This window comes from Roseibium sp. (assembly GCF_051016195.1).
Taxonomy (GTDB): domain Bacteria; phylum Pseudomonadota; class Alphaproteobacteria; order Rhizobiales; family Stappiaceae; genus Roseibium.
Map to the genome: position 1 here is coordinate 5,151,487 of NZ_CP134616.1, position 16,764 is coordinate 5,168,250.

19 protein-coding genes are annotated in these 16,764 nt (G+C 58.6%); 10 read left to right on the forward strand and 9 right to left on the reverse strand.

Annotated features, from left to right (window positions below; translation table 11 throughout):
- Positions 1-32: 32 nt before the first annotated feature.
- From RDA78_RS23435 to RDA78_RS23460, 6 genes are all read right to left on the reverse strand, one after another.
- Positions 33-761: a DNA helicase gene (locus RDA78_RS23435; protein ID WP_434052178.1), complete on the reverse strand. Its 729-nt coding sequence runs from the start codon at positions 759-761 to the stop codon at positions 33-35.
- A 173-nt stretch (positions 762-934) separates the two neighbouring features.
- Positions 935-1,303, reverse strand: a complete 369-nt coding sequence (locus RDA78_RS23440; RefSeq protein ID WP_434052179.1) for a gamma-butyrobetaine hydroxylase-like domain-containing protein — start codon at positions 1,301-1,303, stop codon at positions 935-937.
- Between the two features lie 63 nt (positions 1,304-1,366).
- Entirely contained in the window at positions 1,367-2,803 is a 1,437-nt protein-coding gene (locus tag RDA78_RS23445) for a cryptochrome/photolyase family protein (RefSeq protein WP_434052180.1), read from the reverse strand.
- Between the two features lie 100 nt (positions 2,804-2,903).
- A complete protein-coding gene (locus RDA78_RS23450) occupies positions 2,904-3,338 on the reverse strand; it encodes an SRPBCC family protein (protein WP_434052181.1) in 435 nt (144 codons plus the stop codon).
- Positions 3,335-3,676, reverse strand: a complete 342-nt coding sequence (locus RDA78_RS23455; protein ID WP_434052182.1) for an ArsR/SmtB family transcription factor — start codon at positions 3,674-3,676, stop codon at positions 3,335-3,337. The genes RDA78_RS23450 and RDA78_RS23455 overlap by 4 nt, the downstream gene beginning before the upstream one ends.
- Positions 3,673-4,119, reverse strand: a complete 447-nt coding sequence (locus RDA78_RS23460) for a cupin domain-containing protein (RefSeq protein WP_434052183.1) — start codon at positions 4,117-4,119, stop codon at positions 3,673-3,675. The genes RDA78_RS23455 and RDA78_RS23460 overlap by 4 nt, the downstream gene beginning before the upstream one ends.
- A gap of 159 nt (positions 4,120-4,278) precedes the next feature.
- On the opposite strand from RDA78_RS23460, the gene RDA78_RS23465 reads away from it, so the two are divergent.
- From RDA78_RS23465 to moaA, 3 genes are all read left to right on the forward strand, one after another.
- A complete protein-coding gene (locus RDA78_RS23465; protein WP_434052184.1) occupies positions 4,279-5,385 on the forward strand; it encodes an Acg family FMN-binding oxidoreductase in 1,107 nt (368 codons plus the stop codon).
- Positions 5,378-5,824, forward strand: a complete 447-nt coding sequence (locus RDA78_RS23470) for a MarR family winged helix-turn-helix transcriptional regulator (protein ID WP_434052185.1) — start codon at positions 5,378-5,380, stop codon at positions 5,822-5,824. Before RDA78_RS23465 ends, RDA78_RS23470 begins: the two co-directional genes overlap by 8 nt.
- A 404-nt stretch (positions 5,825-6,228) precedes the next feature.
- The gene (moaA, locus tag RDA78_RS23475) at positions 6,229-7,218 is read left to right on the forward strand and encodes a GTP 3',8-cyclase MoaA (protein WP_434056199.1); all 990 of its coding nucleotides are present in this window, start codon (positions 6,229-6,231) and stop codon (positions 7,216-7,218) included.
- 40 nt (positions 7,219-7,258) lie between these two features.
- On the opposite strand, the gene RDA78_RS23480 is transcribed toward moaA, so the two are convergent.
- Positions 7,259-8,497, reverse strand: coding sequence for a multidrug effflux MFS transporter (locus tag RDA78_RS23480; RefSeq protein ID WP_434052186.1), 1,239 nt, complete (start codon positions 8,495-8,497; stop codon positions 7,259-7,261).
- A 309-nt stretch (positions 8,498-8,806) separates the two neighbouring features.
- A complete protein-coding gene (gene apbC, locus RDA78_RS23485; RefSeq protein WP_434052187.1) occupies positions 8,807-9,955 on the reverse strand; it encodes an iron-sulfur cluster carrier protein ApbC in 1,149 nt (382 codons plus the stop codon).
- A 251-nt stretch (positions 9,956-10,206) separates the two neighbouring features.
- Between apbC and RDA78_RS23490 the strand changes: the two genes are divergently transcribed.
- The 7 genes from RDA78_RS23490 (at position 10,207) to RDA78_RS23520 (ending at position 15,723) form a co-directional block, all read left to right on the forward strand.
- Complete coding sequence (locus RDA78_RS23490) at positions 10,207-10,887, forward strand: SDR family NAD(P)-dependent oxidoreductase (RefSeq protein ID WP_434052188.1); 681 nt, start codon at positions 10,207-10,209, stop codon at positions 10,885-10,887.
- A gap of 30 nt (positions 10,888-10,917) precedes the next feature.
- Positions 10,918-11,508, forward strand: coding sequence for a GNAT family N-acetyltransferase (locus RDA78_RS23495; RefSeq protein ID WP_434052189.1), 591 nt, complete (start codon positions 10,918-10,920; stop codon positions 11,506-11,508).
- A gap of 202 nt (positions 11,509-11,710) precedes the next feature.
- A complete protein-coding gene (locus RDA78_RS23500) occupies positions 11,711-12,169 on the forward strand; it encodes a BLUF domain-containing protein (RefSeq protein ID WP_434052190.1) in 459 nt (152 codons plus the stop codon).
- Positions 12,170-12,417: 248 nt separating this feature from the next.
- Complete coding sequence (gene fdhD, locus RDA78_RS23505) at positions 12,418-13,281, forward strand: formate dehydrogenase accessory sulfurtransferase FdhD (RefSeq protein ID WP_434052191.1); 864 nt, start codon at positions 12,418-12,420, stop codon at positions 13,279-13,281.
- The gene (mobA, locus tag RDA78_RS23510) at positions 13,278-13,931 is read left to right on the forward strand and encodes a molybdenum cofactor guanylyltransferase MobA (protein WP_434052192.1); all 654 of its coding nucleotides are present in this window, start codon (positions 13,278-13,280) and stop codon (positions 13,929-13,931) included. The genes fdhD and mobA overlap by 4 nt, the downstream gene beginning before the upstream one ends.
- Positions 13,928-14,449, forward strand: a complete 522-nt coding sequence (gene mobB / locus RDA78_RS23515) for a molybdopterin-guanine dinucleotide biosynthesis protein B (RefSeq protein WP_434052193.1) — start codon at positions 13,928-13,930, stop codon at positions 14,447-14,449. Before mobA ends, mobB begins: the two co-directional genes overlap by 4 nt.
- Positions 14,446-15,723: a molybdopterin molybdotransferase MoeA gene (locus tag RDA78_RS23520; RefSeq protein WP_434052194.1), complete on the forward strand. Its 1,278-nt coding sequence runs from the start codon at positions 14,446-14,448 to the stop codon at positions 15,721-15,723. Before mobB ends, RDA78_RS23520 begins: the two co-directional genes overlap by 4 nt.
- A 36-nt stretch (positions 15,724-15,759) precedes the next feature.
- Here the strand turns inward: RDA78_RS23520 and RDA78_RS23525 are convergent, their stop codons facing one another.
- Positions 15,760-16,755: an MBL fold metallo-hydrolase gene (locus tag RDA78_RS23525; protein WP_434052195.1), complete on the reverse strand. Its 996-nt coding sequence runs from the start codon at positions 16,753-16,755 to the stop codon at positions 15,760-15,762.
- Positions 16,756-16,764 lie beyond the last annotated feature (9 nt).

Below are 16,764 nucleotides of genomic sequence, written 5' to 3' on the forward strand. Positions count from 1 at the left end.
CCGGCCTTTTTCGTTTCTCCTTCGCTGCGGCTTCAGCCTGGAGCGTTCACCCGGGGGGCCGGGTGAACAGCCAGATGCCCGTCATTCAGGAAGCAGCCCTTGTCGAACAACGACAGGTCAACGGGGTTTGGCAACCGGATGTCTGCCCAACCAGGAAGATCCCTTTGCTTCGGATCATAGGATCGATGAACCTGCGACAAGAGCACCAGCCGCGCACCGGTCCGGACCGTAACCGTCTTGAGAGTTTCGATCTGTTCCGAAAGTTCAGGTGACGACCGGCGCTGATCCAGCACCTGCAGATAATCGACGACGGCGATCAACCCGCCGGCGCTTCCTGCAAGACAATCCGCGACCGTGTTTGCGTCGAGCGTATCCGTAAGCACGGTTTCAATGGTTTTCCCGCCTGGATCAGCGTTTCGTATCGCGGGATGCAGGTCGTACAGATCTCTTTGCGAAATCTCGGACGAGAAAAACACCGCCCGCAAACCACGATCCGTTGCGTCTTCCAGCAATTCAAGGCCAAGGCGGGTTTTTCCGTGCCCGGGACGGGCGGCCAGCAGCAGCAACTCGCCTGGCTCAAGCATCTCAAGCAGTCGCTCTGATGGCGCCGCTTTTCGAAGCACTGAGGCCAGTCGGTTCCAACTGCTGAAACCTTCTGCGCTCGCGATGCGGTCAAGTGCCCTGGAAAGAGTGATGTTTTCGCGCCTGGCAAGATTTCTGGCGTTACGCCTCAGGCGGTGGACTGGTGCGGATAACTTCATTGGCGACATCCCGTTCGCGCAGATCCGCAACCCCTCCTCATGCGTGCGCATTGCAAGCCAATGGTTTTGAATTACCCTGCAGGTCGGCTGCTTCTCCGGTCGGAGGGGGAAGGCGCGGGTTCAGCCCTGTGAAAGACTACCCGATTCTCGCCGCCAAGGTCGGAACTCTGACACTAAATGTCCCGGCTCAGCCCCTTTTGCGCCAGTTCCTGCAGGTAGACGCCCCAGTGATCTTGCGGGCGTTCTCCAAGGTCCAGCAGGTAGCGCCAGGAAAAGATTCCCGAACTGTGCATGTCGTCGAAATGGATGCGAACGGCATAGTTGCCGACCGGCTCAATCTTGATGATCTCGACATTCCGCTTTCCGGGAACCGTCTGTTTTTGCGACGGCGCGTGCCCCTTGACCTCAGCCGATGGAGAGCAAACCCTCAGATACTCGGCGCTCAGATCGTGTTTTGCACCATCGTTGAATGCAATCGTCAGTGTCTTCCTGTCGCTTGAGACCCGCAGCTCTGTCGGCCAGGGAGTGGAGTCGTCCGCCATTGGTTCTTTCCGGAACATGAGTTGTTTCGCATTGCCGGGACGATACCGGCCACAGGCGGAGCGTCAAGCGGCGTTTTGTCCGGAAAGCTTTACCGCTTCATACCCGTCCAGGGCCGCCTGGCGTGCAGCAGCGTGTTCGACAATCGGGGCTGGGTAGTCCTTGCCCAGCACGATCCCGGCCCGCTCCAGTTCGGATTTGGGGGCGCTGAACGGTTCGAAAAGGTAGTTCGTGTCCAGTTCCTTCAGTTCGGGCACCCAGGTCTTCACATAGGTTCCGTCCGGATCGAATTTCCTGCCCTGTGTGATCGGATTGAAGATCCTGAAATAGGGCGCCGCATCGGCTCCTGATCCGGTCACCCACTGCCAGCTGGCGGAATTGTTGGCGAGGTCCGCGTCAAGCAGCGTATCGCGGAACCATTCTTCGCCATGATGCCAGTGCAATCGAAGATGCTTGACGAGGAAACTCGCAACGATCATCCGGACCCGGTTGTGCATGTATCCGGTGTGCCAGAGTTCACGCATGCCCGCATCCACAATCGGATAGCCGGTTTGGCCCTTTTGCCAGCGCTCGAGATCAGCGGGAGACTCCCGCCAGGGGTAGGCGTCGAATGCAGGACGCCAATTCGCCTGCGGCAGGTCCGGGAAATGATAGAGGAGATGATAGGAAAACTCGCGCCAGGCGATCTCCGACAGGAACTTGAGGCCATCCTTGCGGTATCCCTCGTCGGCATCGATCGCCTTCCAGGTTTCGTGCCAGATCTGCCGGGGCGAGATGTCACCGAAATGCAGATGAGGCGACAATCTGGAAACATTCGGCAGGTCCGGGCGGTTCCGCAGTTCACCGTAGCCTTCAAGGCCATCGGCCAGAAAAGCCGTCAAACGCGCCGCCGCACCGGCTTCACCTGGCTGCCAAAGACGTTCCCATCCTGCCGCCCAATTCGGCTTTGCCGGCAGCAGTTCAAGATTTTCAAGGGCGTCTCCGTGTGCGCTGTCCACGAATGTCATGTTGTGCGGTGCGGGCAAGGGCGCGCCGACTTGCCGCTGTTGCGCCGTCTTCCAGAACGGCGAATAGACCTTGAAGGATCCGCCGGTTTTGTTGGTGAGCTCCCAGGGCTCGAACAGAAGAGAGGCCTTGAAGCTCTGGACCTCGAAGCCGTCGTCCTTCAGGAGGGCCTTGATTTCCATATCGCGCTCGATAGCGTGTGGCTCGTAGCAGCGGTTCCAGTAGACAGAGCGGACCCCGGTTTCCCGAGCGATCTGAGGAATGACGAGGCGCGCATCGCCTCTGCACACGATGAGCCCCGGCAGGTCTCTTGCGAGGTTTTCAAGACTGTGATGCAGCCACCACCTGCTCGCGCCTCCCAGCGGATGTGTCTCACCGGTCTGCGCAGCGTCTTCAAGCACGAATACAGGAAGAACCGCACCGTTTTTCGCTGCTTCAAAAAGAGCCGGGTTGTCTGCCGTTCTCAGGTCCTGCCGGAACCAAACAAGTGTCTTCATGTTGCCTCGAGGTTTTTGACTCTTCCAGATACGCCCGTGACAGCGACTGGATCAGCCATGCGGCCGGCAATTTGCGCCGGCCGCGGTCATCAAGCCCCAGTTACGCAGGAACAGGTTCGCGAACTTGCGTGCGGAACCGTCCAAAGTGCTCGTCCCAGCCGGCATCGAGCGCGCTCAGCATCATGAACGCGGCTTCTCCAGCCGCCTGCTCAATCCCTTCGTGGATCAGCGTCAGGCGCGTTCCGCCGGCCGCGTCTTCCAACTTCCAGCGCACGGTGGTCATGGCTCCGTTCAACGGTTTCACAGTGAAGGTATAGACAAGGCGCTCATGCGGTTTCATTTCCAGAACCCTGCCCCAGCAAATCCGTTCCATGTCGCCGTGCTGATCGAGAAGCGTGTAGTCCGCTCCCTCCTTCAGGTCTTCCTCGGCCGGATGAAACCAGCGGGCAAGCTTGTCCTTCTCGGTCAGGAATGCCCAGACATGTTCGCGGGGCGCATTGAGGAATATTGTCTTGGTGATCGTTGTCGCAGTCATTTCGGTTTCCCTTCCTGTTCCTTCATATCCTTGTCAATTTCACGCTGCAGATCGGCGAGCCTGGCGTCCCAGAAATGCTCGAAGAAGCCGAGCCACTCGAACGCGGACTTAAGCGGTTCGGGCGAGAGGCTCTTTCTCCGCTTGCGCCCGATCGTCTCGCTCCTGACGAGACCGCCTTCCTCAAGAATTGCGAGATGTTTGTTGATTGCGGTCCGGGTGATCCCGAACCGTTCCGAAATCTCGGAAATCGCGAGGCTTTCCCGGCTCAGATGAAGTAGAATCTCGCGCCGGGTCGGATCCGACAACGCCCGGAAAACCGGCTGCGGTCCCGTATTCATTGGGGCTCCTCCCCGACCGGTACAAAGTCGAACCTTCCGTCCTGGTAGAGAAACGTGACGCAATCGACTTGCGACACGCATTTGCTCAGATGGGGCAGTCCGGCGGGGATTTCGTAGTAATCCCCGCTTTTCAGCACGTTTTCCGCATCGCCAATCCGGCCTTCGGCCACGTGCACCATTTCACCGGCCACAACGAGGCCGTACATGCCGGCACTCTTGACGTGGACCGGGCTGACAAAACCTGCCGGCAATCGCACCATTGCCATGTAGCTTTCCTTGAAGCGATCGCCTTTCAGCGGTGCAAAGGCAACGCCCTCACCGGTCGTTTCCCAATCCAGATCCTGTTGCACCGCCCGTTTGATCTCTTCTGCACTTGCCTTGATCGCCGCGTTGCTTGCGATCAGGGAGAGAGCCGCCACTCCCAGGCATTTCATCATTCGCATTGGCCACTCCTTTTGCAACACCTTTTGGTGCTACTTTAAATAACACCTTTTAGTGTCATTACAAGCGTCAATGCACAACTTTTCGAGATTTCACGAGCACTCTTGATTTTAGTACGACATCGCACTATTTAGTTCAATATCGTACTAATGGAGAGAAACATGACCCTGACACGCAGACAGACCCTCGCAATTCTCGGCGGTGGCGCAGTGGTTGCGGCGGCTGCATCGACCGGCACCTTCCTGGCGACGCGTACGCCGGAAAAAGCACTCGCCCCCTGGAATGCCGCCGGCACCTATGAAGATCCGAGGATGTTCGCCCTGTCTCACGCGCTGCTCGCTCCCAATCCGCACAACCGCCAGCCTTGGCTTCTTGAACTCCGGGGAGACGACGCCTTCCTTCTGCACCGCGACGAAACGCGGAGCCTGCCGCATACCGATCCGTTTCATCGCCAGATTTTCATCGGTCTCGGCTGCTTTCTCGAACTTATGTCGATCGCCGCAACGTTGAAGGACCGTTCCGCGGAAGTCTCGTTGTTCCCAGAAGGCGAAGACGGCCCGGTCGCCGAAGTGAAATTGTTGCCGGGCAGCGACGCCGATCCCCTGTCCGCCCATATTCTTTCGCGACGCAGCTGCAAGGAGCCCTTTCAGGACAAGGCAATCCCGGACACCATGATCGCGGCACTTGAGCCGTTTGGCGCCGTCATTACCGACACGGGACAGGTGGCGCAGATCAAGGACCTGACCTGGAACGCCTGGCTTACAGAGATGCAGACCCATAGAACGCTGAAGGAAAGCGTTGACCTGATGCGGTTTGGAAAGTCCGAAATCAACGCCAACCCCGACGGTATCGATCTGGGCGGTCCGTTTCTTGAAACGCTTATGCTAGCCGGTGTTTTGAACCGAGAAGACCAACTCGACCCGGATTCGACCGGGTTTCAGGAGGGCGTGAAGATCTATCGTAAGATGCTGGCTGCAACCCCGGCCTATGTCGTACTGACGAGCCAAGCAAACGCGCAAAACGACCAGATACACGCAGGCCGCCGATGGCTGCGCCTCAACCTTGAAACCACGAGACTCGGTCTTGCACTGCATCCGGTAAGCCAGGCACTGCAGGAATTTGAGGAAATGCGGCCGCACTACCGCAGAGCGCATGAACTTCTTGCCAAACCAGGAGAAACCGTTCAGATGCTGGGCAGGTTGGGTTATGGTCCGGCTACGCCCCCCTCACCGCGCTGGCCGCTCGAAACACGGATCATGAATGGATAACGAAACCAGAACGCTCTTTTTCGCGTTCTTCAACGAAATCGGAATCATCGCACAGCTCAGCCGTACGGCGCTGGAGGCGCGTTTGCCGAAGGGTTTGACCCTGCCGCATTTCAGCGTAATCAATCACCTCATCCGGGTCAAAAACGGTCAGACGCCACTTGCCCTTGCAAAGGCATTCCAGGTCCCGAAAACAACGATGACCCACACGCTCAACGGCCTCGCAGAGCACGGGTTTGTTGAGATCCGCCCGAACCCGGAAGACGGGCGCAGCAAGACCGTCTGGCTGACAGAAGCCGGCCAGCGGTTTCGCGACGCGGCCATCAAATCTATCGATCCCGATATCGACGTGTTCCGCGCCCAGTACGCGGAGGAGAAAATCAGGGATCTGGTTCCGGCGCTTGCCGAGATCCGGACTATCCTCGATTCAAATCGAGACTAGTCACCTGAATCTGAAGTTCGACTCATTTTGCAGCGGTCTTCGCACGAACTTCAGATTCAAGAAGGTGACTAGCAAGTCTATGTTTCTAGTGCGGTTTACGAATTTGAAGTTCGCTTCGGAGTCTGCTTAAACAATGATGCGAACTTCAAATTCACCGCACTAGGGTACGGGCTTATAAATGAAGCCGTACCCTAAAGAACGATAGCGCTCGATTGACAAAAATACACTCACAAGTTTACCTGTTCTCACAGAGTTGACCCGCGTGGCGGTTTCCATTGCTATTGTCCGGAAGCGCGCCATATGATGGGGCAACAAAAAATGAACGCATGGGAGAGATAAGCGTGACTGACGGGAAAATTGTCGTTCCTACCAATTCGGCCGATGCCCCGAGCCCAACACCTCCCATGATCGATCCCTTTGGCCGCGCGGTCACCTATCTGCGCGTTTCGGTGACCGACCGCTGTGATTTCAGATGCGTCTACTGCATGGCGGAAGACATGACCTTTCTTCCCAAAAGGGAAGTCTTGAGCCTTGAAGAGCTTGACCGGCTCTGTTCTGCGTTCATTGAAAAAGGCGTCCGCAAGCTCCGTCTCACGGGAGGCGAGCCGCTGGTGCGCAAAAACATCATGAGCCTGATCCGGAGCCTGGGACGGCATCTGGACAGCGGCGCTCTCGAAGAATTGACGATCACAACGAACGGATCGCAACTCGCCCGCTACGCAAATGAGCTGTATGACTGCGGTGTGCGCCGTATCAACGTGTCCATCGACACGCTCAACGCGCAGAAGTTCAAGGCGGTTACCCGCTGGGGTGATCTTGAGAAGGTGCTCGGCGGCATTCGCGCGGCGACCGATGCCGGCCTGAAGGTCAAGATCAACATGGTCGCCCTCAAGGACGTCAACGAACACGAAATCGTCGATATGCTGGAGTGGTGTCACGGCCAGGGCCATGATCTGACCCTGATCGAAACCATGCCTCTTGGCGAAATCGACGGTGACCGGACGGACCAGTACCTGCCGCTCTCAACGGTGCGTCAGCGGCTTTCGGAGCAGTTCACGCTGACCGATATCCCTTACAAGACAGGCGGTCCGGCGCGGTATGTGACCATCGAGGAGACCGGCGGGCGCCTGGGCTTCATCACGCCCCTGACCCATAATTTCTGTGAAAGCTGCAATCGGGTGCGCGTCACCTGTACCGGACAGCTCTACATGTGCCTCGGGCAGGACGACATGGCCGACCTGCGTGCTCCGCTGCGTGCTTCCGAAGGCAACGAAGTGCTGAACGACGCCATCGACGAGGCGATCGGCCGCAAACCCAAGGGTCATGATTTCGTTATTGACCGGAAATCGAAGCAGCCGGCAGTCTCGCGTCATATGAGCGTAACGGGCGGCTGATCGCCGCCCACCGGTTTCTCAGCTTTAATCCGAGGCGGTGCTACTCGGCGGGAACGAGGCGGTGCGCTGCCGAAGTCCGCTTGATCGTTAGCGCGGCAACAAGGTTGGCGACCGCTCCAATCATCATGATGAGGATCATGCTCCAGGCCGATCCTGAGAGAAAACTGTCGGCGAACAGCCAAGCCACGAGGGTTCCGGCGGCGGCCCCCAGACTGACCTGCATTGAAGCAACAAGCCCTGAAGCGGATCCGGCATGTTCCGGGCGAACACTGACGGCACCTGAAATAGTGCTTGGCAGACAAATTCCGTTACCCAGGCCCAGGACGAACATCGGCAGAAAGATGCTCGCCGGCGTGACGATACCCGCAGAGGCGAAACCTCCCATCAGCGCGACGCAGAGCAAGCTCAAAAGCGTACCCGAAATGATCATCGGATAGAGCCCGACACGTTCGGAAAACCTGCCGGAAAGGAAGTTTCCGCAGATGTATCCAATCGCAACGAGCATGAAATACAAACCCATTTCGGCCGCACTCAGGGAAAGCAGCTGCGCCGCGATGAAGGGCGCTCCGCCGAGATAGGCAAAATAAGTCAGGGCAGCGAAGGACGCGGTGAGCGCATAGCTCCAGAAAAGGGGCTCACCCGTCAGGGAGCGATAGGCGCGGAATGCTCTCCCGAAACCTGCCGAACTGCGTATGTGATTGGTTTCAGGCAGACACAGATAACTTGTTATGAAGACCCCCATCCCGATCAGCAGCAGCAGGAAGAAACCACCCTGCCAGCCGTAATACTGATCCAGAACACCGCCGAGTGCCGGCGCGATCGTGGGCATGACGGTCATACCCATCATGACATAGCCGATCCTGCTTGCGGCCCGCGCTGGACCATAGATATCCCTGACGATGGCACGCGCCAGCACCATGCCGGCGCTGCCCCCGGCAGCCTGCAGGACACGTGCTGCGATCAGCCACTCGATCGACTGAGCGAACAAGCACCATAGGGTTCCGGCGACGAAAAGAGCCATTCCCGCGATGATCACCGGCCGGCGTCCGAACTGATCGGACAAAGGCCCCCAAAACAGTTGTGAGACCGCAACGGCAATGAAATAGGCGGACATCGACAATTGTATTTCTCCGGCCGATGCCGAGAACACAATCATCATGCCTGCCAATGACGGCAGATAAATCTGCATCGCCAAAGGACTGACGGTGGAAATCGCAATCAGAACGCCAAGAGACGGTGCCTCGACAGTCCTGTTCTGCTGTGGATGGCCATAATCCATTCCGCTGCGCGATCCCTACGTGAGATTGATACTTTTCGCTTTTCAACGCATGGTACTCTATCGGTGAAGCGTGATCCGCCCGTGAAAACACTCCAGGCCTCCTCCGGCCATTTCCAGCAAAAGCTCCTTTACCTAGCGGAATCTATCGTTAAATATTTGAATTATTGAGCTTTCCAACAAACCCATAAGCCTGTTGAAAAAGCTTCTCCAAGACTGGTCTGCGGCAGCATTCAAGCAATACTTTTCCGTGTATCGGCTGAATCGAGCACGGCCGGAGCGGTTTTCATAGGCAGTGGACTGCCTTTATCCTCAATCGAACACGATTTTCGGAGCGGCCTTTTCCGGCGAAGATGCAGCGCTTTCGATGGCTGCAACGACCTGTCCAGCGATCGTCTTGTAAATCGCGGCGACCGGGCCTTCCGGATCGGAAACCACGATTGGTGTACCGGCGTCGGACGTCTCACGGATCTTCATGGTCAGCGGAATCTCGCCGAGGAAGGGAACGTTGAGCCTCTCTGCTTCCGCGCGCGCGCCGCCATGGCCGAAAATGTCGTGGCGGCTGCCGCAGTCCGGGCACAGAAAATAGCTCATGTTCTCGATGATCCCGAGAACGGGAACATCCACCCTTTTGAACATGTTCAGGCCCTTGCGGGCATCGATCAATGCCAGGTCCTGTGGCGTCGATACAATCACGGCGCCGGCCAGGGGCACCTGCTGCGCCATCGTGAGTTGCGCATCCCCAGTCCCGGGGGGCATGTCAACGACAAGCACATCAAGATCTCCCCAGGCAACTTCCCGGAGCATCTGCGTCAAGGCGGAGATGACCATCGGCCCGCGCCAGATCATCGGGGTTTCCTCTTCGACCATGAAGCCCATCGACATGACCTTAATTCCATACCCTTCCAGCGGTTTCAGAACACGGCCGGAGACGGTTTCAGGGCGGCCAGAGACATTGAACAGCCGCGGTACGGAAGGACCATAAATGTCCGCGTCCAGAACACCGACCTTCTGGCCGTTTGCCGCCATCCCCAGCGCCAGGTTGGCGGTGGTCGTCGACTTTCCGACCCCACCTTTGCCCGAAGCGACTGCGATAATGTGCTTGATACCCGGCACACCGGGCTTGGCCGCAGCCTGTTCTTCAGGCGCGCGTTGCGCCGGGCGGGGTGCGGGTTTTGGCGCTTGAGGGGCGCTGCGCGCAGCTCCCGGCGCGCGCTCCGCGGTGAGCGCGACCATAGCGTTTTCAACACCTTCGACTTCCTTGACGACTTTTTCCGCCGCTTGCCGAAGGGGTTCCAGTTCCTGCGCCCGCTCTGCAGGGACAGTGATCGAAAAGGCAACGCGGCCGTCGGATACGAACACATCGGAAACCAGGCCGAGCGAGACGATGTTTCCTTCAAGGTCCGGACCCTTGATCTGTTTCAGGCTCTCGATTACCGCCTGCTTGATTCCGTCGCTCATTTCACCGTCCTGTTCCTTGGCACGCTGTCTTGAAGAAACAGCTGCATTTCGCTCCGGAATCTAATTTGCACGCCGATAAAAACAAGCCGCCAAATTGCAGCATCTGTCTCTTTGACGGACAGAAAAGGCTTGGCACACCATATTCTCGCGGATTTACCAGATGCGGCTTGCACGGAAAGCGTCTGGCTGTAGTCTACCGGGCCGCACCGGATGGCGGAAATTTTCTAAACACCGGAACATCGGAAACGCACATGCCCACCTGCCTCATCACCGCGACCAATCGCGGGATCGGATTCGAACTTGCACGAAAGGCGCTTGCCGACGGCTGGAAAGTCTATGGATCGGTCAGGTCGCAATCGGCCGCACGGGAAAGCGCCGAAGTCTTGGGCGACGGATATGTCCCGCTCGTATTCGACGTAACCGATCATGACGCGGTGGGCCGCGCTGCGGCGGATCTCGATGACACGCTCGACCTGCTTATCAACAATGCCGGCATCATCACACCGGCGCGGCAGTCCCCACTCGACATGGACTTCGAGGGTTTCCTCAAAACGCTCGAGGTCAACACGCTCGCCCCGCTCGCCGTCTCGCAGATGTTCTTGCCGCACCTCAGAAAATCTCAGAGCGCGAAAATCCTGACTATCTCGAGCCAGATGTCCTGGATGGGGTATCGCAAGCCGGACACCCTGGCCTACCGGGCATCGAAAGCTGCCGTGAACAAGGTGATGCAGGGCCTCGCTACGGAGTTGGAACCCGAAGGCATTCCGGTCGCCCTCATCGATCCCGGTTGGGTGCGCACGTCGATGGGAGGGGCTGCCGCGGACAATTGTCCGATCGATGTGGCCGCAGGTATCCTGGACGTCGCTGCCAAGCTCGACCTTGAGCGGACCGGAAGGTTCTTCAAGTGGAGCGGCGAAGAACGTTCATTCTGACGCGCGGCAAAGCAACTCCGGAGTATACGCATGAGCTGGCCCCCTCCCGTTACCCTGTCAGGCATCCACGCAACCCTTTGTCCACTTGCACATAGCCACGCGGCAGATCTGGCTGAAGCTGCCGCCGAGGGAGAACTCTGGAAGGCCTGGTACACGTCCATACCGGAGCCGGACAAGGTCGAAGCCGAAATCACGCGTCGCCTCGCGTTACAGGAAACCGGGTCGATGCTGCCCTTCGCCGTGCTGACGCCGGATGGAACGGCGGTGGGAATGACCACCTACATGAACATTGATGCCGTGCACAAACGCGTTGAAATCGGCTCGACCTGGTACCGCAAATCCGTTCAGAGAACCGGTCTGAATTCCGATTGCAAACGCATGCTGCTGGCCCACGCGTTTGAAGACCTCGACTGCATTGCCGTAGAGTTCAGAACCCATTTCATGAACAGGCAGAGCCGCGCGGCGATCGAGCGCCTCGGCGCAAAGCTTGATGGTGTGCTCAGATCGCACCAGCGCGCCTCGGACGGGTCACTCCGGGACACGGCTGTTTACTCGATTCTCGCGCATGAATGGCCGGCTGTCAGAACCGGACTGGATTACAAACTGTCGCAGCAACGATAGTTTTCCACATAAAGATTTGGAATCCGGTTTTTCACAGGTTTCTTTAACCAAGAACGCAACCGTGAAGCACTGCCCCCCTCAGAACTTCGCAGTTTATTGAGCGTATCCCCATTTCTTCTTCCAATTTGACTAAGATTTTAAGCAATTGTGAGGAATTGAAGCGCAGGCTTGGTCTATCGGCACAGAAACGATTGGACACGCAATGGAGCTTTATCGCGCCTGCTACCGCAGCAAAATCAAATGGGACAACATGCGTTTGCCGTTGCCCGACGAGATCGACAGAACACTTCTTCGGATTCGCAGGATAAACCGGAAGGCTGGCGTAACCGGTGCTTTGCTGCTGGTCGACCAGCATATAGTCCAGGTTCTTGAGGGGCAGACCGGCCAGGTGCTGGACACCGTTTACTGCGTGATGAACGATCCGCGTCTCGAAAGCATCGAGGGTATCATCCACGAGCCTGTCGATTTTCGCCTTTTCCCGAATTCGCTCATGTTCTTCCGGGATCTGACCGATGGCGTGGCCGCGTCGTCTTACCCGGTGCTGCGTCCGCTGCTGGATCATCCGGGCGACGTCACGCGGGACGAGGCCTATCTGGCCTTCAGCCACTTCGCGGCAGAATTGCAGGCGGGCAGACTCACCAATGACATGCTGATGATCTGAACAGAACTGCGCATCGCCGGCTTTCGCTGACTGCGGTGCCGCCCGCGTGCTCAACGGGAAACACATCTTGTCCAGTCGGTGTTTCCCGTATGCCGGTATCTTCTCCCGTGCACCGAATTGCCCGAGCCCGTCACCACAGCGGGCGCAGTTCGATTTGCGCAGTTAAGACCTTGCCCTTTCCCCGCCACGTCCCATAGTGTCTCCAGAACGATCTGTTGTGGAGTTATGCGCCTTTGTCAGGCCCTTACGTGCTGAAACCCGACCCCCTGGATGCCAGGCTTTCAACGACGGTCACCGGAATCGATCAGAACGGCAAATCCGTTGAAACAAGGGTCGTGACCGAAAAACCCCTGACCCTTTATCTCAATGCGCAGGAGGTCGTGACGATGATGACCATCGGCGATCATCCGGATCTGCTTGCCGTCGGATATCTGAAGAATCAGAACATGCTGGCCGATGACGATGTCGTCACCGAGATCGACTATGACGACGATCTTGATGTCGTCGTCGTCCGCACCGAACGGGAAACCGATTTCGAGGAAAAGCTGAAGAAGAAAGTCCGCACGTCGGGGTGTGCACAGGGAACTGTTTTCGGCGACGTCATGGAAGGCTTCGAAACAACCTCCCTGCCGGCTGAGGCAAGATTACGGACATCCTGGCTCTATACGCTGACCAAGGCGATCAACACCACGCCGTCCCTTTATCTGGAAGCCGGGGCGATTCACGGTTGCGTTTTGTGCCAGGAAGACAGGCCGCTCGTCTACATGGAAGACGTCGGACGCCACAACGCCGTCGACAAGATAGCCGGTTGGATGATGCTCAACGGCGTTCCGCCAGGAGACAAGATATTCTATACGACCGGCCGGCTGACATCCGAGATGGTGATAAAGACCGTCATGATGGGAATTCCCATTCTCGTGTCGCGCTCCGGGTTTACCGCCTGGGGCGTTGAACTTGCGAAGCAGGCCGGACTGACGCTGATCGGCCGCGCGCGGGGCAAGAGGTTCGTGGCACTGGCGGGATCTGAGCGGATAGAGTTCGACATGGACCCCGCAACGGCCGAAGACGAACCGGAGAAGTCGAAACGAAAAGGGAGCCTGGCAGCGCAATGATGGCAAAGCGCAACGCCTTGACCATTGACCGGGTTATGGGCTGTGTCCTGGCAGGTGGGCAGTCCCGGCGCATGGGCGGCGGTGACAAGAGCCTCCTCGATATCGGGGGAAAGTCGATGCTCGACGTGATCCTCGCACGTTTATCGGGACAGGTCCCCGAGATCGTTCTCAACGCCAACGGCGACCCGGAACGGTTTGCACAGTTCGGACTTCCGGTCGTTCCCGATCCGGTCGGCGAATTTGCAGGACCTCTTGCGGGGGTCCTGGCGGGACTGACCTATGCAGACCACCACGTCCCAGCGGTCAGTCACGTGATATCGGTCGCCGGCGACACTCCATTTTTTCCAACTAATCTCGTTGAACGCTTGTGCGCCTCCGTTCCGGCCGACACCCCGGTGATTGCGCTTGCCTCGTCTTCCAGCAAATTGCACCCCGTTTTCGGGCTGTGGCCCGTCAGTCTGAAGGACGATCTGCACCAGTGGCTCGATACCGGCCAGAGCGGTAAGGTGCTTGCCTTCGTTGACCGGCACGACAGCGTGGAAGTGGCCTTCGAACTGGACCAGGCGACGGGCCTCGATCCCTTTTTCAATGCCAACAAGCCCGACGACCTGGCGACCGTGCGCAATACGCTGAGTGCCCGTATCACATGACAACCACACCCGTTTTCGGCATCACGGGCTGGAAGAACTCCGGCAAGACCCAACTGGTGACCCGGCTGGTCGCGGAGTTCACGGCGCGCGGGTTCAAGGTGTCCACCGTCAAACATGCCCACCACAATTTCGATATCGACAAACCGGGAGCGGACAGCTACCGGCACCGCGAAGCCGGCGCCAGCGAAGTGGCCCTGGTTTCCGGCCGCCGATGGGCTCTCATGCACGAGTTGAGGGAAGAGGACGAACCATCGCTCGCTGAGATCCTGTCACGGCTCGCACCCTGCGATCTGGTCCTGATCGAGGGCTACAAACGCGAAGATCATCCGAAAATCGAGGCACGACGCACGGAGACCATCGACCGTGGCCCCCTCGCCCCGCAAGACCCCAATATCCTGGCCATTGCCGCGGACCATGCCCTGCCGGACGAGGTCTTGCGCGTCTTCGACCTGGACGATGTACCGGCCATGGCGGACTTCATCGAGCAGCACCTCGATCTGAAGAGGACGGGACGATGACGGCAAAGCGCCTTCTGGACGACTGTTTTCTGCATGACAAGGACAGGCTGAAGCATCACGAGGCGCTTGCGATCCTCAAGGATCGGTTATCGGTGATCGCCGAAGTTAAACAAGTCCGGCTTGAAAACGCCCTTGAACGGATACTCGCCGAAGACATCACCGCACCCCGCGACGTTCCGCTTGCCGACAATTCTGCCGTAGACGGTTACGCCTTCCGGCACTCGGATTTCGACGAGGCCGGCGGCTTCTTCCGGCTCAACCAGCGGGTTGCCGCCGGTCATGCGAGCGACACTGCCCTGGGCCCCTGGGCTGCTGCAAGGATCTTTACCGGCGCTGTCATGCCGCCTGGCGCGGATACTGTGGCGATGCAGGAAGATTGCGAGACCCACACTCAGGACGGCGAGAACTTCGTCATCGTTCCGCAAGGCCTGAAGCCCGGAGCAAACTGCCGGAAAGCGGGCGAAGATGTTTCCGCCGGCACGTCAATCCTGAAAGCAGGCCAGAGACTTCGGCCGCAGGACATTGCGGCCATAGCGTCGACGGGGCAGCCGGAGATCAGCGTCTACCGGAAACTCAGGGTCGCCCTCGTGTCGACCGGCGATGAATTGCGCCGTCCGGGCGACCTGATATCGGTGGGTGACGTCTATGACAGCAACCATTATCTGCTGCGTGGTCTGTCTGCCATCGCTCCGGTCGAGACGGAAGATCTTGGCATCCTGAAGGACGACAAGGTCCTTGTGGAAAGCACCCTGCGTGACGCGGCCGGCCGGTTCGATGTGATACTGACGACAGGCGGTGCGAGCCGCGGCGAAGAAGACCACATGCTTGAAGCACTCAACAAGCTCGGGCAGCAGCACATGTGGCAGCTGGCGATCAAGCCCGGCAGACCAATGATGTTCGGAACCATCGGTTCGTCTGTCTTTCTCGGTCTTCCGGGAAACCCGGTTGCCGCGATGGTCTGCTTTTTACTCTATGCAAGGCCCGTCCTGAGTGTGCTCGCGGGCGGGCGCTTCCTCGAACCGCAGAGCTTTCAGGTGCCGGCCGGGTTCGACATTCCGAAGAAAAAGCCGGACCGGCGGGAATTCTACCGGGGTTATCTGGAAACGGATGGCGAGGGCGCGCAGGTTGCCCGGAAGTTCATGCGCGACGGATCCGGGCTGATCACAGGTCTGCGCGAGGCCGACGGCCTCATTGAGATCCCCGAAGAGACCACTGAAATCAGGGCCGGAGACATGGTTGCCTACCTGCCCTTCTCCGGTTTCGGGATAAGGTGAGCCCGGCGGCTTGCGCCGGGCTCAAGGTCGAACTCATCAATAGGCGTAGGGCCACCCGGCGGCCACGAAACGATAGGCATCACCGTCCTTGGCGACGCGGCCCATGCCCGGGAACGGGATGTGGGCACCGGCAAAGAGCAGTTTGTCGCTTGCCGCCTGATCGAAGAACGACTTTCTGGTCTCGGCCGCCTTGCCGGAATCGATATCGAAACCAATGCCCCAGCCCGGCTGATCGAATTGGTAGACGGTCATGTGAATGATATCGCCCGCAATCACCAGCGTTTCGCCGTTGCTGTCAAAAACGTAACCCGTGTGACCCGGTGTGTGGCCTGGAAGCGCCATTGCACTGACACCCGGCAGCAGTTCCTTGTCGCCCGAGAACAGCGTCTGGTTGCCCTTGTAGGCATCAGCTGCCTTGCGTGCGCCCAGGAAGAAAGGCTTGAACTGTTCCGGCGCACCGTTCATGGCCGCGTCATCGAACCAGAAGGCATTGTCGGTTTCCGGAAGCATCAGTTCCGCATTGGCGAATACCCTGTTGCCATCGCCATCAACCGCTCCGAAGAGGTGATCAGGATGCATGTGCGTAATCAGGATGGCGTCGATCTGATCCGGTGAGACACCGGCTGCCTCGAGCGCAGATGGAAGCCGGCCCATGGTCGGGCCAAGCGCATCGGAGGTCCCTGCATCGACCAGCACGAGACGGTCGCCCGTGTTGACCAGATAGGCGTTGACGGGAATTCGCAGAGCTTCGCCTTCAATCAGCGCGGCGTCTCTCAGCCGTTTGCCTTCATCCGCGTCGTAGCCGACGACGACTTCGGGCGTGACGTCGAGGTAACCGTCCAAAAGTGCGGTCACTTCCATATCGCCCACCTTGTAACGCAGGGCACCTGCCATCGGCGCACCGGCTTTGGGTGCAGCAGCGTTCGCAGCGCCGCCGGCGAGCGTGACGCCGCCTGCAGCCGCGATCGCGCCAACGCCAGCAGCGGCACCCAAGAGGGACCGTCTGGAAAGGGAAAAATCGGATTGGGTCATGAACTGCCT

Bases quoted from the DNA above. Each gene is read 5' to 3' on its own strand.
- RDA78_RS23525 (WP_434052195.1), bottom strand. From the start codon at position 16,755: ATGACCCAATCCGATTTTTCCCTTTCCAGACGGTCCCTCTTGGGTGCC.
- mobA (WP_434052192.1), top strand. From the start codon at position 13,278: ATGATGGCAAAGCGCAACGCCTTGACCATTGACCGGGTTATGGGCTGT.
- RDA78_RS23440 (WP_434052179.1), bottom strand. From the start codon at position 1,303: ATGGCGGACGACTCCACTCCCTGGCCGACAGAGCTGCGGGTCTCAAGC.
- RDA78_RS23500 (WP_434052190.1), top strand. From the start codon at position 11,711: ATGGAGCTTTATCGCGCCTGCTACCGCAGCAAAATCAAATGGGACAAC.
- mobB (WP_434052193.1), top strand. From the start codon at position 13,928: ATGACAACCACACCCGTTTTCGGCATCACGGGCTGGAAGAACTCCGGC.
- RDA78_RS23460 (WP_434052183.1), bottom strand. From the start codon at position 4,119: ATGCGAATGATGAAATGCCTGGGAGTGGCGGCTCTCTCCCTGATCGCA.
- moaA (WP_434056199.1), top strand. From the start codon at position 6,229: ATGATCGATCCCTTTGGCCGCGCGGTCACCTATCTGCGCGTTTCGGTG.
- apbC (WP_434052187.1), bottom strand. From the start codon at position 9,955: ATGAGCGACGGAATCAAGCAGGCGGTAATCGAGAGCCTGAAACAGATC.
- RDA78_RS23445 (WP_434052180.1), bottom strand. From the start codon at position 2,803: ATGAAGACACTTGTTTGGTTCCGGCAGGACCTGAGAACGGCAGACAAC.
- RDA78_RS23450 (WP_434052181.1), bottom strand. From the start codon at position 3,338: ATGACTGCGACAACGATCACCAAGACAATATTCCTCAATGCGCCCCGC.
- RDA78_RS23470 (WP_434052185.1), top strand. From the start codon at position 5,378: ATGGATAACGAAACCAGAACGCTCTTTTTCGCGTTCTTCAACGAAATC.
- RDA78_RS23495 (WP_434052189.1), top strand. From the start codon at position 10,918: ATGAGCTGGCCCCCTCCCGTTACCCTGTCAGGCATCCACGCAACCCTT.
- RDA78_RS23490 (WP_434052188.1), top strand. From the start codon at position 10,207: ATGCCCACCTGCCTCATCACCGCGACCAATCGCGGGATCGGATTCGAA.
- RDA78_RS23465 (WP_434052184.1), top strand. From the start codon at position 4,279: ATGACCCTGACACGCAGACAGACCCTCGCAATTCTCGGCGGTGGCGCA.
- RDA78_RS23520 (WP_434052194.1), top strand. From the start codon at position 14,446: ATGACGGCAAAGCGCCTTCTGGACGACTGTTTTCTGCATGACAAGGAC.
- RDA78_RS23480 (WP_434052186.1), bottom strand. From the start codon at position 8,497: ATGGATTATGGCCATCCACAGCAGAACAGGACTGTCGAGGCACCGTCT.
- RDA78_RS23435 (WP_434052178.1), bottom strand. From the start codon at position 761: ATGAAGTTATCCGCACCAGTCCACCGCCTGAGGCGTAACGCCAGAAAT.
- RDA78_RS23455 (WP_434052182.1), bottom strand. From the start codon at position 3,676: ATGAATACGGGACCGCAGCCGGTTTTCCGGGCGTTGTCGGATCCGACC.